14 protein-coding genes are annotated in these 14,692 nt (G+C 37.4%); 3 read left to right on the top strand and 11 right to left on the bottom strand.

Features of this window, described 5'->3' with window-relative positions:
* Window positions 1-135: 135 nt before the first annotated feature.
* The 11 genes from tssD to tssO all read right to left on the bottom strand — a co-directional run bounded on the left by tssD (window position 136) and on the right by tssO (window position 10,951).
* Window positions 136-540, bottom strand: coding sequence for a type VI secretion system tube protein TssD (gene tssD / locus HHL20_RS17825; protein WP_029296853.1), 405 nt, complete (start codon window positions 538-540; stop codon window positions 136-138).
* Between the two features lie 187 nt (window positions 541-727).
* Window positions 728-1,690: a hypothetical protein gene (locus HHL20_RS17820; protein ID WP_169232538.1), complete on the bottom strand. Its 963-nt coding sequence runs from the start codon at window positions 1,688-1,690 to the stop codon at window positions 728-730.
* 79 nt (window positions 1,691-1,769) lie between these two features.
* Window positions 1,770-2,297, bottom strand: a complete 528-nt coding sequence (locus HHL20_RS17815; protein WP_169232537.1) for a hypothetical protein — start codon at window positions 2,295-2,297, stop codon at window positions 1,770-1,772.
* Window positions 2,298-2,463: 166 nt separating this feature from the next.
* On the bottom strand, window positions 2,464-2,859 hold the full coding sequence (locus tag HHL20_RS17810) for a hypothetical protein (protein WP_169232536.1): 396 nt from the start codon (window positions 2,857-2,859) through the stop codon (window positions 2,464-2,466).
* Window positions 2,860-2,866: 7 nt separating this feature from the next.
* The gene (locus HHL20_RS17805; protein ID WP_169232535.1) at window positions 2,867-3,529 is read right to left on the bottom strand and encodes a hypothetical protein; all 663 of its coding nucleotides are present in this window, start codon (window positions 3,527-3,529) and stop codon (window positions 2,867-2,869) included.
* Entirely contained in the window at window positions 3,526-5,841 is a 2,316-nt protein-coding gene (locus tag HHL20_RS19575) for a hypothetical protein (RefSeq protein WP_228463221.1), read from the bottom strand. The genes HHL20_RS17805 and HHL20_RS19575 overlap by 4 nt, the downstream gene beginning before the upstream one ends.
* A 19-nt stretch (window positions 5,842-5,860) precedes the next feature.
* Window positions 5,861-6,364, bottom strand: coding sequence for a DUF4280 domain-containing protein (locus tag HHL20_RS17795; protein ID WP_169232534.1), 504 nt, complete (start codon window positions 6,362-6,364; stop codon window positions 5,861-5,863).
* Window positions 6,365-6,460: 96 nt separating this feature from the next.
* A complete protein-coding gene (gene tssR / locus HHL20_RS17790; RefSeq protein WP_169232533.1) occupies window positions 6,461-8,860 on the bottom strand; it encodes a type VI secretion system protein TssR in 2,400 nt (799 codons plus the stop codon).
* 46 nt (window positions 8,861-8,906) lie between these two features.
* Window positions 8,907-9,815 (bottom strand): PKD domain-containing protein, encoded by a 909-nt coding sequence (locus tag HHL20_RS17785; protein WP_169232532.1) that lies wholly within the window; start codon window positions 9,813-9,815, stop codon window positions 8,907-8,909.
* A 59-nt stretch (window positions 9,816-9,874) separates the two neighbouring features.
* Window positions 9,875-10,402, bottom strand: coding sequence for a type VI secretion system transmembrane protein TssO (locus HHL20_RS17780; protein ID WP_169232531.1), 528 nt, complete (start codon window positions 10,400-10,402; stop codon window positions 9,875-9,877).
* 12 nt (window positions 10,403-10,414) lie between these two features.
* Window positions 10,415-10,951, bottom strand: coding sequence for a type VI secretion system TssO (gene tssO / locus HHL20_RS17775; protein WP_169232530.1), 537 nt, complete (start codon window positions 10,949-10,951; stop codon window positions 10,415-10,417).
* Between the two features lie 177 nt (window positions 10,952-11,128).
* Here tssO and HHL20_RS17770 point away from each other — a divergent pair, with 177 nt between their 5' ends.
* The 3 genes from HHL20_RS17770 to HHL20_RS17760 all read left to right on the top strand — a co-directional run bounded on the left by HHL20_RS17770 (window position 11,129) and on the right by HHL20_RS17760 (window position 14,155).
* Window positions 11,129-11,800, top strand: coding sequence for a response regulator transcription factor (locus HHL20_RS17770; protein ID WP_169232529.1), 672 nt, complete (start codon window positions 11,129-11,131; stop codon window positions 11,798-11,800).
* A gap of 140 nt (window positions 11,801-11,940) precedes the next feature.
* A complete protein-coding gene (locus HHL20_RS17765) occupies window positions 11,941-12,231 on the top strand; it encodes an HU family DNA-binding protein (protein ID WP_027388329.1) in 291 nt (96 codons plus the stop codon).
* A gap of 364 nt (window positions 12,232-12,595) precedes the next feature.
* Window positions 12,596-14,155 carry an Rne/Rng family ribonuclease gene (locus tag HHL20_RS17760; RefSeq protein ID WP_169232528.1) on the top strand — a complete coding sequence of 520 codons (1,560 nt, stop codon included), beginning with the start codon at window positions 12,596-12,598 and terminating at the stop codon, window positions 14,153-14,155.
* Window positions 14,156-14,692 lie beyond the last annotated feature (537 nt).

The following is a 14,692-nucleotide window of genomic DNA, read 5'->3' as shown; positions in this document are numbered from 1 at the left end:
TTTTGAGAGGAAAAAATATGTGCCCTAGCTTGGGCAAATATTATTTAAAACATAATAAACCGCTGGTGTTAACGGTAAAAAAGACCGTCTCGTGATGACGGTCTTTACCTTATGAATATTAAATTACGTTGAGTTTTAGCTTGAAGGCCAAAGTCCTTCATACTTAGAGTTTCCGTAATCAATTGTTTCTGCACTGATGATGAAGCTTATCAGCATGCTGTTTTCGTCTACGGCGTCAAAGTCTACTTCGTGCTGAATCACGTATCCGTTTTCCCAGTTTAAGGTAATTAATGTACCTTCTTCGTGAGATTTGTTGAATGTGATTTCACCTGTTGTAGGTTTGTATTTTCCGTTAAGTAAACTTTCAAGAATATCTGATTTTTCAGTTGCTTCTACGGTTACTTTGATGATTGCGTTGGAAGGATCTGAAGCTACTCTGCCCGATACGTCTGTGGATCTTGACACGCTGTAGTTCAGCTTTAACAGTTTCTGACCTTCTCCTCCATTGAATTTAAGAATTCCTCTTGAATTTGCTGCCATGATGGTAAATTTTAATCGTTAATAATATTTTGTGATTCGGTGATTGTGTAACAAAGGTAGGGGCATGTTGTTTCTTATAAAAGTTTTTTCACCACTATCTGATATTTTGTAGTAATACTACGACTTGATGTAGTAATTCTACTACAAATGATTTAATATATTTTTGGCAATACTGCACTGCCAGGCCTCAGGATAGCTCTTTCATGATAAAAGAACTGTAATTTTTAGCATCAAATTGAGAAATAGCATAGTCAATAATGATCTCTTTGGCCATTCCTGTATCGGTTTGCAATGTATACTTACCGGCAAAGCTGAAATCATCTTCCGGCTTTTCAAGTGTCTGGAGAATCACCATTTCGGTGTCGTAGCCGGAATTCTGTACTTTCTGCTGAAGGTTAATTTTTATACTTTCTTCGCCGACGAGCTGATGAAGGAGTGCTTTCCCATTTTTGAAGGGATTTCTTACCGATGCAAAATAGTTTTTAACAAAAATATCTTCCCTCATTCTGATATTAAAAAGCTCTTCATTGAGAACAGTCATTTCAAATTCATCAAGATATATTTTTGCATACTGATCCGGAAAACGATCGTGCAGGCGTTCCTTTATTTTTCTGAAATTATCCTTTGTCTGCTGTGTAATTCCTACGTTGAGAATATTACCTTTAAGGTCGGTTTTTACTTGTACAGGATTGATTGATCGTATAGATTCTGAAGCGAGATCTGCCATCATGCTTCCGAGTTCTTCAGAGAAATTGTTTTTAAACAAATGAAAAATATGATAGTTATTTTCACTTCTGATCCATTTTACCGATACGGTATATGACAGGGTATTTTCATGGTTTTCGAGACTGTTTTCGTAGGTTTCTTTATTTGTGACAGTGTATATTCTGCTGAAATTTTCCGGAACGAAAGGAATATCGGGATTAAGTTTGGGGTGTTTAAAAGGTGCGTCATTGCGGCTGTTGTATTCGCGTATTATATTGATATGCGGAACGAGCAGCTTTCTTCCGGGGATAAGGTCGCGATGTATAATATCTTCCTTTGCACAATGCTTATTGTGAAATTCTTTAAGGTATTTTGGGTTTTCGAGATTAATTTCTTCAGATATGCTTTCCAGCGTTTCTCCGGAAAGTATAAAATGAACGGTCATATATTCTGTTTTTGGCTTTACCTAATTTAGCGTAAAAAATTCAGTTTACAAAATAGTTAGCCCGTCAATTTTTACTGAATTATTTCTGCCTCGTGAATTCAAGATATTTGTCGCCGCATTGCGTAAAATGATCAAATTCGTTCATAGAATTGCCGTAATTCTGGATAATGATTTTATCACCCTGATACAGCCCTCCGATTTCACCGATTTCCAGGTTGGTTATTTCTCCTGTTTTCTGATCGGTTTCAGCAGATACATTTCCTGCTGCAATAACTTTATTTTTATCAAATATTTTGAATGTAGACTGCCCGTCTGTATTTTTAAATTCAATCGAAAATCTTCCGCCTTCACAGGTTGTTGCAACAAATTTGCCGTCGACAGAGGTTTTGGAAATCGTCTTTTTTACGTCCTTTTCTTCCGGACTTTCTGTTTGTTCATCAAATCCTGAAGATTCTTTTTTCTCTACAGGAAGCGCCGTTTTTTCAGCAGGCTGAGAAACGGAAATTGAGTCTGTTTTTATTGTTTTGTCCTTTGTTTCATTTTTCGAACAGGAAATGGTAAACAGCCCTGCCAGTAAACAAATTCCAATGATTTTTTTTGTGATCATAAGGTATACTTTTGACGTATTGATTAGATCAAAAATACCATAAATTTTAATCCGACAATATTTTTTGTTTTAAATAAATTGAAAAAGATTCAGAAGTTTTATTAAAACAGAGAAACAAAATGGAGATTGTGAAAAACACAACCTCCAAATGGTATTGTAAAGTTTATTATTTCACTTTCTTTAACGGAAGATCATCGTTTCCGGGATTGATAAAGTAGATGGGACTTCCCGAGATATAAAATTCGTTATCAACCTTTTCTACATAGATGATTCCCATATCTTTATCTTTCGGACTGAACGGAATACTGATCTTGTCTTTCGTAACAAATTTACTCCTGATATTTTTATAAATTTCCGGCCGATCTTCATCGCTCATATATTTTACCGTAATATTATCGAGTCTGATAATCTGTATATCAAAACTTGTTTTCATGCCGTCGCGGTTTTTTGCAGAAAAGTGATAAGTTCCGATCCAGTCTTTCTCCCCAGATAACCTGCCGGTTCCGGAAGGCTGACAAACCATATTGATGAATAATATGAAAAAGCAAAGTAGTGACTTCATATTCTGCTTATTTTTTAATAAATTTCCCGGTAGGATCAATGCTGTATTCTACACTTACTTTCGCGGAATCTCCCTGTTTTTTTTCTCCCACAATATCTCCTGCCTCATTGTATTCCAGCTTGTCTACGGAGTGCTTTACTATAGTGATGGATCTATCTTTGTTGATAGAAAATGTTCTGAAATATTCTGTCTCGAAAGTAAACCGGCAGTCTAATAAAAGCTTATCGGTTAAAACATTATTGAAATAGCTGTTCAGCTGAACATTGAGAATTTTAGAATCATTCTCCCCAAAAGTATTGTAAATAATGAGCTTTGCTGTATTCTGGTCAGAAAATTTAAATGTTTCCAGGGTATAATATTTCGTTTTCGGACCGGGTGTGATCTCAAAGTCATTTTCTTTGATGGGTACTGACGCGTCTTTTTCGTTAAATGTATCGGACTGCAACCCTTTATAGGAAGTATTTACAACATAGCCTGTAGAATCTGTATCGGGTTTATAGTAAGGCTGCACACGGTCTGAAGTGTAGGGTAAATTATTTGTCATTTCTGTAGATGTACTGTCTGTTGATAATCTGTTGCTTTGCGTAATTCCGTTTTTGCTTGCATTCTTTGTGCAAGAAAAACACAGTAAAACAAAAAGATGAATTGTGATCAGTTTTAAAATTTTCATTCTCTAATTTCTTTAAAATTTGGACTGTATCCCTGCAGATGCAGATGATGGTGGTGGTTTTTGGTATTCTTTGGCAAATGGTGAAGATAGTTTATTTTGCCGTTTCTTTTGTAACTCCATCCCAACATGCTTTTCCATCCGAATCTGTACAGCGCGTCATTCCATTTATTCTGTCTTACATCATCCAGCATATCCGGATGTGCACTGATATCGAGACTTGTTCCATCGCCAAACATCAGCTTTTTATCTTTCCTTAAATATTTAAAATCTCCGTTATTGCCATTGATATGGCTTACACTTGGTCGTGAGGAACCGTCTGAATGACTGAAACCGTTACAGCTGATGTCATTATAGCTTACTTCAAGCATTGCACCAAAAAGACTTGCCAGCGTTTTTTCATTCACATATTTTCTCGGGGAATCTACATTAAAAGTATATTGATAGCTTCCCTTACTGTAAGTTTTGGTAACCTTATCAAAATTAATAAGATTTACCATCACTCCTTTTTTACCATTTACCATCTGGGTCGGGATGATGTCGTAGGTTCCCAGTTCATGTAAGGTGCCTTCTTTATCATGATAAATATACTTGTACTTTTTCTTATTTTCTTCTTTTACTATTCTCGGAATTCTCTTTTCAATTCTTCCGTCACTGTAGATATGGTAGGTGATAAGACTGGTGGAAGACGACGTTGTCGCTTTAACGTCCTGACAGGTGAAATCAGTAGTTTTAAATGCTTTTCCGTCGTTGTAAAAATCATTAATGGCCTCTTCGAATTCCCATACATACGACTTCCCTTCTTTTCCTTCGTAATATCGTTTTTTTCCTTTTTTATCAATCCAAAATTCGTGAGACTCCCTTTTAAACATGGGATTATCATCATATGCAGCTTTTGTACTGTCATAAACCACGTAGTCTTTTTCTGTTCCGTGGCCGCATGCTTTGGGGTAATTAACCGCAAGATAGAGATCTGTCTTTGTTTTCAGCTTTCCCTGAAATCTTTTCTGTAAAAAATGTTTTTCTACGTAGTCAAGCTGTTTCTCAGCAGTCATCTTAATGAGTTCGCTCCGTTTAATTCCAAGGTCTATGGAAGCCACCTGCCCGAACTGGATAAGTCCGACATACCCTCCTTTCCGGCTGTCGTCCTGATTTGATTTGAACGTTCCCACGGTAGGATCAAAACTTCTTCCGGTTTCCAGTGCCATAACAGCCATCAACCAGTTTGCGCCTTCAAAATTCTGTTGCGGCAATCCCAGATTCTGAGAAATCTTTATTACTTTTTTTCTGAATTCACAGGTTACTTTGCTTCCCCAGATAAGATCTTTATACAGTTCTTTACAGATACAGCCTTTCATTGCCTGTGTTTTTCCTTCTACCACACTCGTTGTTTTACCTTCCGGTTTTTGTGGTGTAGGTTTTTTATCAGGTTTTACCGTTCCTTTCGATTCTGCCCAGTCCCAAAGTTCATCCCACCATTCTCTGGCTTTATCCATAACCCCTTTTTCTTCTTTTTTAGACTGAGGTTTTTGAGCTGCCGGTGATCCGGATGCTTTAGGGGGTGTTTTTGTGGCAGCAGGTGCAGAAGTCTTTGTCGGCGTAGCAGGTCTTGGCTGCTGTACCGATGGTTTATAACCCGGATTTTTTACTTCGCGGTTTCCGGTAGCATGTTTTTTATCTTTGTAATATTCTACCGTAACGTAGAATTCAAGTTCCTTAGGATCTCTTTCTCCCTGGGAAGCTTTCTGCATTAAAGCTTTGGTCAATATAAATTCGGCTGTTGCCGTTCCTGTTCGGTCAACAATCCCTTCCCTGCTGTCAATAAATTGATTTTTAGCACTATGGCCGTCTCCTGCCGTATCATCTTCCCAAAGTGTAAATACCAGTTTTTTTCCTGTAAGATTTACACACTGAGCTTTGGCAACCAGCTTTTCGGTATAGCTGAATACTGTTCCCGGAGAATCATCTACATATAGAAGATCCACTTTATTGATTTTGGGAATTCCGGCCGGCTGCGGGGTAATTTCAAGGGTTGTGGGGCCATTTCCTTCAGGTTCATGAAGATAAGCTTCCAGGCGGTATGTATTTTTGGCAGCGACTTCACCGAATGTGAAGCTTCCATCCCCTTTTTTTCTGATATTGGTTGTGGTAAAACTTCCGTCGGTACGCTTTTTAAAAAGTTCCCAAGTAACCGCTGCAGGATTTCTTTCTGCGGCGGGTGTCGCAGGATACCAGTCGGCTACGACATAGGTGGTTTTTTCGCCGATTGCCGGTGTTGAATTTCCGGAAATTTTTGAAACTCCTTGTTTAGACATAGAAAGTGTTTTAAAAGAATTAATAAGCGTCAATTTCACTTTCAAGAACCGTTTCTTTATAGTCCTGCATTTTCACCAGCGGATTAATATGCTGTACCGTTTTATTGTCGGCACTTTTTACATTCTTTTTGCTCATCTGCCCTCTTTGGCCATGATCCTTAATCGTAATTTTTCCTCCTATTACACATTGCAGTTCCGATACTTCCGTCACGATTTTTTTATCCATGATCTTTACTTTATCATAGGTTTTCTGCCATTTTCCGGCTGGAGCATAAGAACAGGGAAGATTTCCTCCCGAGCTTGGTTTCAGTTTGCATTTTCCGAAGCTGGGACCCGGAGGATTGAATTGAAGATCATCTTCCGTAACCGCCAGAAAATCATTATTGCCATCCGAGTCATTCCAAAAATGTTTCTGATGGGAAGTTACTTTATACTGGGGAAACTGATCACCCTGATTGCACTGGGCTTTACCTTTCTGAATGACGAAATGCTTGCCGTCATGAGGAGATGATTGCTGTGACATAATATTTCTGATTTGGGTAAGATCAAAGATAGAAAAATTTACATTAAAAAATTAAAAAAAGCGGAATTTAATTCCGCTTTTTGATATTATAAATGATTAATGTTTAGTATACTCGGGTTGTTCCGTAGGCTGCATGGTCGGCATAAAATACTCATTGAGCCAATAGAAAGTCTGTCCGTTCTGCTCGATCTTTACTGCCGGATCGTTTCTGTGCGAAAGCATTCTTTCTGCAAGATCTTTGTAGTGGCGGAAATAGTTCCTTGCGGTTTCGCTGGTAACAATTTTAGATTTTTTCCAGCCCTTCAGCATGTATTTTGACATGAGTTCTTCTTCTGAATTATCAAATCCTGTAGCTATACCTACAGCATAAGACATCGGCTGTTTGTATAGATCGCCTTTATCCAGGAATTTTAGGGTAGGATTGTATTTCTTAAGCAATTTTATGTATTCTCTTATGGCTCTTGCCTGGCTGAAATCGGCTCTTTCCGCACCGGTTTTCTGATACACTTCGGTGTAGAATGATTTTAAATTATCATATTCGGTTTCAGAAATAAGAATCCCTTTTTCAAGTCCAGGCTTGTAGTCTTTAAGCTCTTTAGGAATGTATCCTTTTACGAGAAATGGATTTCCGTAATTGATAAGCTGTGCGGCAATACCTGCAGGAACAGGATTTGTAAGTCCCGGATAGAGGTATTTATACTTCAGATCCACATCTGTTCTTCCTGCTCCTACCGATGAATGGAAGTAATCATTTAAAGATTTATCCAACGTTGTATTGTCCAAGGTAACCTGAGCAATAAGACTGTCTACAGATTTTTTAAGATATCCCGGAGTGGCAATATCTCCTTTTTTTGGAAAGATCACAAATCCCTGAGCCATGCTTTGTTTAGGGTAATCTAAAGAGAAGAAACCTTCGTCTCCCTCAACCAGATTAAAGTTATTTTTCGTTAAAACATCATTCTGATTGATGATCTTCTGCTTTTTCAGTTCGGCAATATTTTTCGCTGTATTCGTTACCACATTTTCTGACATGAGCACAAAATCATTGTAGGTATCTGAAGATCGCGCACTCGTCTGGAACATAATTAATCTTGCCTGGGCCTGTGTAAGCGAATTGATTACGCCATACATATTTCCGCCCTGACTGGCTGAAGTTCCTACAGTCACTACGATATTGGTTTCATCAGGGAAATTCGACAGAAGATTTCCTGCTGCCATCAATCCTTCGTTTACGGGCTGATATCCGCTGTTGCTGGCACAATTCATCTCATTTGTTTTCTGATCGATGAAGGTTGTAATTTTACTGTAATCTGTATTCAGAGGAGAAACCGCCACATTGTCACCGCAAGGATTATTTTTATATAAAACCACACCATATCTTATCTGATTAAAATACGAAGGCTTTTCGAATCTTAACTGTAAATCCTGCAGCAAAGATTTCACAATCGGTGCATACGGTGCATTGGGAGCACTGATATCGAGAGTGAATACAATATTGATTTTTTTATTTTTCTCGGTGATTTCACGGTACCGATCAAAGTAAATCGGTTCTCCTAACACATTGAATACGTAATTTTTACTGTAATCCAGAATATTGGTGAAATATTTGGTTTTAGAGTCCGGCATCGGGGGCTCATTCAAGGGCAGAGTAACCGGGAAAATATTTTCAAGAGGCGTTCTTTTATTGACATCGGTGAGAAGAACGGCAGTTCGGTTTTCAGCATCATTTCCTCCCGGAGCTCCTTCATGGATTCCTAAAGTAGTCTCCGTAATTCCTGTTGTGTTTTTCATTTTCACGGCAGAACGTTCCCCCCAGCTCGAAATAACGTTTGAACTTACCCATCCGTAAAGACTGGTACCTATGCTGTCGATATCAATACTTGGTTTTTTTCCTACCAGAAATCTTTTATTGTTTTCAGCCTGTTTGTAGACATACACCATCTGCCCGTTCGGAATTTTAACATTCGCCTGCTCTATAAGACTCGGTGAATTAAACACCATGATGGAATCATTTTTATAATAGCGTTCAGAGTTCCTGATGACCTCACTGTTGCTAGGAACTACTGCAACCCTTACCGGAAAACCTGTTTTTTCGCTCTTCAGCGAGTTGCTCCATAAAAGGAGGTCAGATTCCGGAATCCATCCATATGTTTTCACCTGTTTGGATGAGACTTTTTTCATTAACGCATCCGGAATATACTCCGCGACTTTTACCATACCATCCCTGTGCTTGAGAACCATAAGCGGCTCCAGGAATTTAACTTCTTTATACGACTTTTCGTCGCTTTTATCAAGGTAGGCGGTATTTCTTGAACGGTCTGAAATAGCTATCCACGGAACTGCTTTGTTAGGAAAACCGTTAACTACAGGAGAATTGTCTACCTGCCCGTATTGTGACGGCTCCGGTGTTCGTTTTGACGGTAGTTTTACCTGACAGGCTGTCAGCAATACCGATATTCCGATGTAATATGCTGCGAGAGGAAGTTTATTTTTCATCCTTTTTTATCTTTTATGATTGGTGTGATGTCCTGAAAGGACGTGGTTATTTGCTTTGGTTGATCTCTACTTTGGTAACACAGTTCTGTGCATCATCAAAATTTACTTTTACAGTCTGGATGACATTGTTTTTATCGAACTGAAGTCCTGCGCAATACATGTAAAAGTTATTGGCTTTGCTGTCATTTACTTTTACAACCGTATTTTCGTTGTTACACAGATAAGTTCTCAGGAGATAGTTGTAATGCATATTGAAACTGTTTCCGTTGGCGATCTGCTGGAGATGATATTTAAAATCATTATCAATTTTAGCATAGCTGTCTTCTACACTCACTTCTTCTTCAAGCGCATCATATGCCGGCAAAATTTTGATCTGATGGAGAACAGGTTCCACACTTTCGTCGGTATAGAGTGTTACTACGTAATCGCCCGGCTTTTTGTAGGAATAGATAGCCATTTTGTCTTTGGAATCAATATTTCCGGTTTCACCGAATTTCCAGGTAAATTGTCTGCCGTCTGAAATGGCCCGGAATTGTACGTTTTCAAACTGCATGGCTTGCGATGGAGCATCAATAAGCGTCATTGTTTTTACAGAATCTTTCGGCTTCGGAACGTTTCTGGAGGAAACCATAATAGGAAAAGATTTAGAATATTTATTATCGATAATCAATGTTACCTGATAATATCCCGGCTTATTGTAGAAGTGAATTCCGTTACTTTTATCACTGCTGGTGCCGTCTCCGAAATTCCACCTTTTGGTTTTGGCAAACTGCGTTTTATCTTCAAATGAAAGCGTATCGCCCACTTTCAGGGTAGACGGATATACAACCCCGACAATATCGTCGGAAGAGTGTATCACTTTCTTCTGCAGCCATAATGCAACCAATGCGGCAATCAGCAATGTTGCAATAACACCGATAATAATGTTCTTCTTGTTTTTCTGAAAGTAATTCATAGTTAATGATTGTGTGATGTGTATTGTGCTAGTGTACTATTTTTGGTGTAATGGAGAATTTACTGTGATCTTGATTTTAAAGCGGTTTCACGCTGGAAGAGCTGACTTTTCTTTTCTTTAAAACCGATAGAGCATTCATCAAACTGTTTTTCAAAGCTTTTAATGTTTTCAGTTTTGCTGGAAACAACTTTTTTATCATTGAAATACATTTTGTAAAACTTTGCAATCTGAGGATAAGCGTCTTTTCTGATATCATTGATGTTTTCTCCGTTCTGAAAAAAGCTGACTACGTCATTGATACCATAAACAATATTATTTTCCTCAAAAGGCTGCGGCGCTTCATCGGTAAGTCTATTGATCATGGAAAAAGTGCTGTCTAAGACTTTGAAAGACTGTTTCTGCTTCTGATCGAATTTCGCTTTCTCTTCAAGACTTTGTACAGAAACGATGTCTTCGTCGGAAAAAGGAGAATCATACCCTTTCAGAAAAATAATTCCAAGAAAAATAAGGGCGGCAAAAAGCATTACAATCAGATATAAAAACTGGTAATGCCTTTCTTTTTTGGATAGTGTAATTTGTCCTTGCATACTGTTATGTTTTTATCTTCTTCGTCTTATTCCTGAAAACTTTCTGGTAGGATCTACCCTGAGCTCGTTATTAATCACCCCGATTTTCCCCTTACATTCGCTGAGATTTCTCAATGCAACCTGCTCTTTGTAAGAAACATCGATGATCTGCTTTTTCAGAGCTAGCATCGGCTCTATCTGTTTCATGAGAATGGAATAATGTTTAAAATTATCTGCGCTGTCTTTACCCATCACTTCTTTGGCATTCCTTACATCATCCATAATGGAATTTCTGAGGAAGATATCATTTTCCACCTTATTGATATCGAGCTGATCCATACGGTAAAGGATGCTGTCTACATGGGTTCTCAGAAGATCGCTTCTGGTGAGGAGATAACGATAATCATCGGCCTCTTTTCTGATTCCCTGTCTTTGGATGTCGTAGCTTTTAAAAAAGAAAAATAAACAGATGAAGGAAACACCTGATAAAACGATAAATGATAGAACAAATTTCCAAATGCCTATCCTGACGTCTGCTTTGTTTAGTTTTTTCTCCCGGTTCGAAGACATATGTTTGTGATTTGTTTGGTTTGGTGAAATTATAAAAAAATAATTTATTCACAAAATTTACGAATTTTTATGAAATAATATTATTCTTTCAATTAAATTAACTTTAATTTTCACTTTCAGCTAATTTTCCTAATTTAGTGATCTGATTAAATCACCATTCACCAAATCGATATTAACGTGAGCAAATTATTGACCAATACTGTGCGGTTTTCCATAGCAGACAGTGATTTTTATTTTAAAAAAATCCTGATCAAGATGCTTACCGAAAATCCTTTCTATATTCTTCTAAATGACTGTAACAATGGTCACGAGCTGATCAGCAGAAATTACAGAAGACAGGAGGATGTATTTATTGTGGAACTTTTTATGCCCGTGCTAAGCGGACTTGAAGCCATAAAATACATCCGAAAAAGCAATACCGAAACGCCTATCATTACATATTCCGGAACCTATCAGGAAGATATGGCGGAAATTCTTTCCAAAATTCCCAACTTATATTACTGCCAGAAAAAAAGCAGTGTCATTAAAGATATTATCAAAGGAAAAATAACGGGCGATAGCTTCGATTATGAGGCATACACCCATTTATGGGAACAGCAGCCGCTGGCCGTAATGGATTATATGGAAAGACAGAAAAAGAGCCAGGAAGAGCTTTCGCCTACGGAAATCCAGCTTATGAAGTTCTGCTATGAAGGCTTCAGCAACAAGGAAATTGGCGAAAAACTTAATCTCAGTACCAGAACCATAGATACCTATATCAACCGTCTCACGGAAAAACTGGGACTGAAGACAAAACTCCACCTTATCCGCTTCTGTGTAGAGAATGGCTACTATAATTCCAGTATGTAATGGTGATTTAATAATAACTTAACGGTAAGTAAACAGTCAGTTTTCAATCGCTTACCGAAAAATATTTTGCCACTAATTTGCTAATATTCAATTTTTTTAACTAAATTTGCACACCTAAAATTTAAAATTAAAATAAGGAAATGACAAAGGCAGAATTGGTAAACACCATCTCAAATAAGTTGGGAACCGAAAAGAATGAAACACAGAAAGTTGTAGAAGCTTTTATGCAAGAAATCAGAACTTCTATGTATAATGGAGATAATGTTTATTTGAGAGGTTTTGGATCTTTTATCATTAAAACAAGGGCAGCAAAGACGGGAAGAAACATCTCCAAGAACACTGCAATTGAAATCCCTGCTCATAACATTCCTGCTTTCAAGCCATCAAAATCTTTTGTGGAGAAAGTAAAAACGAAAGTTACCGTAAAATAGAAAATTAACTGAATATTAACTAGTTACTAAAAAATTATAATTATGCCAAGCGGAAAGAAAAGAAAAAGACACAAGGTTGCAACTCACAAAAGAAAAAAGAGAAGAAGAGCAAACAGACATAAGAAAAAATAATCTCATTTCCTGAGATTTATAATATATAATATAGTTGGTGATTTTAAATTTTTAAAGGTTCACCGACTATATTTTGTTTTTGCAACTATTAAGAGGCCACTGGAAAAAGGTTTTATATTTTGTTAAAAAAATTATCGATCATTCAATACTAATTCTTAACTTAAGGATAAATTTATACGATGAAATATACATCTGTTTTCTACCTTCTTAATAATTTTTATCTTACAATAAAATGAAGAAAGAACTAATAGTTTCGCATGAAGATGATCTTACAAAGATTGCACTGCTGGAAGACGGAAGACTATGTGAACTTCATGAGCAAGAGGACAAAAGTGACTTTATAGTTGGAGATTTGTTTATCGGGAAAGTAAAAAAGCTGGCCCCCAACCTGAATGCAGCCTTTGTAAATATCGGCTACGAAAAGGATGCTTTCCTTCATTACCAGGATCTGGGACCCCAATATCTTACATACAGAAAATTTCTGAGGGATACGGTTTCCAAAAAACAAAACATTTCAAGCTTAAAAAATTTCGAGATACAACCCGAAATAGATAAAAATGGAACTGTAGACAAAGTAATAGCCAAAGATGACGTTGTTTTGCTGCAGATTACCAAAGAGCCTATTTCTACAAAAGGCCCCCGAATTTCTACCCAGATTTCGCTCACAGGCCGTTTTCTGGTTCTTATCCCTTTCGACAATAAAGTGTCAATTTCTAAAAAAGTAAAAAGCTCCGAAGAAAAAGAAAGGCTGAGAACCCTTATCGAAAGCATTAAGCCGGAAGGTTTTGGCGTGATCATCAGAACTGTAGCAGAAGGGAAAAAAGTTGCCGATCTGCACAACGACATGAATCAGCTGATCCAAAAATGGGAAACCGCCTTTAAAAATATCCAGAAAAACAAAGTTCCGTCCAGAGTCTTAAGCGAAGATGATAAAGCTTCAGCTATTTTGAGGGACAATTTCAACCAGGATTTTGTAAGCATCACTTGTGATGACGAACAAATGGTTAGTGAAATGAAAAACTATCTGGAAGTAATCGCTCCGGAAAGAAAAAACATTGTCCATTTCTACGACGCCCATATTCCTCTTCTGGAATATTATAATGTGGAAAAACAGCTCAAGCAAAGCTTTGGAAAACATGTGAACATTCCAAGCTCAAAAGGCGCTTATCTTGTCATTGAACACACAGAAGCCCTGCATGTGGTAGACGTAAACTCCGGAAACAACATTACTACCGGGGCAGCCGTAAACAAAGAACACGCGTTGAGAGTCAATAAAATGGCTGCTACCGAAATTGCAAGACAGCTACGTCTCCGAGATATGGGTGGAATTATCGTAATCGATTTCATCGATATGACTAATCCCGAACACAGAAGAGATCTTTATGAACATCTCAAGGAAGAAATGAAACGTGATAAAGCACGGCACAAAATACTTCCTCCAAGCAAATTCGGACTGATCCAGATTACCAGACAAAGAAACCGTCCGGAAAAACAGATTGATACCAAAGAAGAGAACCCGAATAAAGACGGAGAAATCGTTGCTCCTATCGTTATCGTGGAAAGAATGGGAGAAACCCTCAGAACCATTATGCAAAAGGAAAAAGGAAAGCTTTACCTGCACGTACATCCCTTTGTGGAAGCTTACCTTACCAAAGGATTCAACAGCATCCAGATGAAATGGTTTATGAAATACAAAAAATGGGTAATCGTAGTTCCAAGAGACTCTTTTAAATACTTAGAATACAGAATTTACAATTCAAAAAAAGAAGAATTGATAGGATATTCTAATTAAAAAAACTTACAGCCTCCGGTCTTCTGCCGGAGGTTTTTTATTGCATTAAGCTTACATAATAAACGCAAAGCTCTTACAAACCATACAAACTTCAAATATAAGCCTTCAAAATAACATTTTCGGGTCATTTTAATATTTACAAAAACTCTAAATATTTTTCAGAAGCTTGATCTCGCTATCCACTTTTACTCCTCGTTCCGGTACGTGCCTTACTTATGCCCACACATCCCCATCCTTACTGCGGGGTAACCGTTACTATCGAGGCTAGGGCAGATGTCGTCACGAGAACCAGTAGTCATATTATAGTATGAGCAATAAGCAATCAATCGGTAATGAATAATGAATAATTGGTAATGCGTAATAAAGTATGGGTAAAACCCAGGATATTCTATTTAAATAAACTCTTTAAACTTTGAATTTTGAACTTTGAACTTTGAACCTTAAACTCTGAACCTTAAACTTTGAATTTTAAACTTTGAATTTTGAATCTTGAATCTTAAGTGGATATAAACAAAAAAAGTCTCATAGAAATTAATC

The organism is Chryseobacterium cheonjiense (assembly GCF_012927265.1).
Classification (GTDB): Bacteria; Bacteroidota; Bacteroidia; order Flavobacteriales; family Weeksellaceae; genus Chryseobacterium; species Chryseobacterium cheonjiense.
Note: the sequence above shows the minus strand (reverse complement) of the source record. Positions and strands in the feature narration are given on the sequence as shown.

Bases quoted from the DNA above. Each gene is read 5' to 3' on its own strand.
- tssD (WP_029296853.1), bottom strand. From the start codon at position 540: ATGGCAGCAAATTCAAGAGGAATTCTTAAATTCAATGGAGGAGAAGGT.
- HHL20_RS17820 (WP_169232538.1), bottom strand. From the start codon at position 1,690: ATGACCGTTCATTTTATACTTTCCGGAGAAACGCTGGAAAGCATATCT.
- HHL20_RS17815 (WP_169232537.1), bottom strand. From the start codon at position 2,297: ATGATCACAAAAAAAATCATTGGAATTTGTTTACTGGCAGGGCTGTTT.
- HHL20_RS17810 (WP_169232536.1), bottom strand. From the start codon at position 2,859: ATGAAGTCACTACTTTGCTTTTTCATATTATTCATCAATATGGTTTGT.
- HHL20_RS17805 (WP_169232535.1), bottom strand. From the start codon at position 3,529: ATGAAAATTTTAAAACTGATCACAATTCATCTTTTTGTTTTACTGTGT.
- HHL20_RS19575 (WP_228463221.1), bottom strand. From the start codon at position 5,841: ATGTCTAAACAAGGAGTTTCAAAAATTTCCGGAAATTCAACACCGGCA.
- HHL20_RS17795 (WP_169232534.1), bottom strand. From the start codon at position 6,364: ATGTCACAGCAATCATCTCCTCATGACGGCAAGCATTTCGTCATTCAG.
- tssR (WP_169232533.1), bottom strand. From the start codon at position 8,860: ATGAAAAATAAACTTCCTCTCGCAGCATATTACATCGGAATATCGGTA.
- HHL20_RS17785 (WP_169232532.1), bottom strand. From the start codon at position 9,815: ATGAATTACTTTCAGAAAAACAAGAAGAACATTATTATCGGTGTTATT.
- HHL20_RS17780 (WP_169232531.1), bottom strand. From the start codon at position 10,402: ATGCAAGGACAAATTACACTATCCAAAAAAGAAAGGCATTACCAGTTT.
- tssO (WP_169232530.1), bottom strand. From the start codon at position 10,951: ATGTCTTCGAACCGGGAGAAAAAACTAAACAAAGCAGACGTCAGGATA.
- HHL20_RS17765 (WP_027388329.1), top strand. From the start codon at position 11,941: ATGACAAAGGCAGAATTGGTAAACACCATCTCAAATAAGTTGGGAACC.
- HHL20_RS17760 (WP_169232528.1), top strand. From the start codon at position 12,596: ATGAAGAAAGAACTAATAGTTTCGCATGAAGATGATCTTACAAAGATT.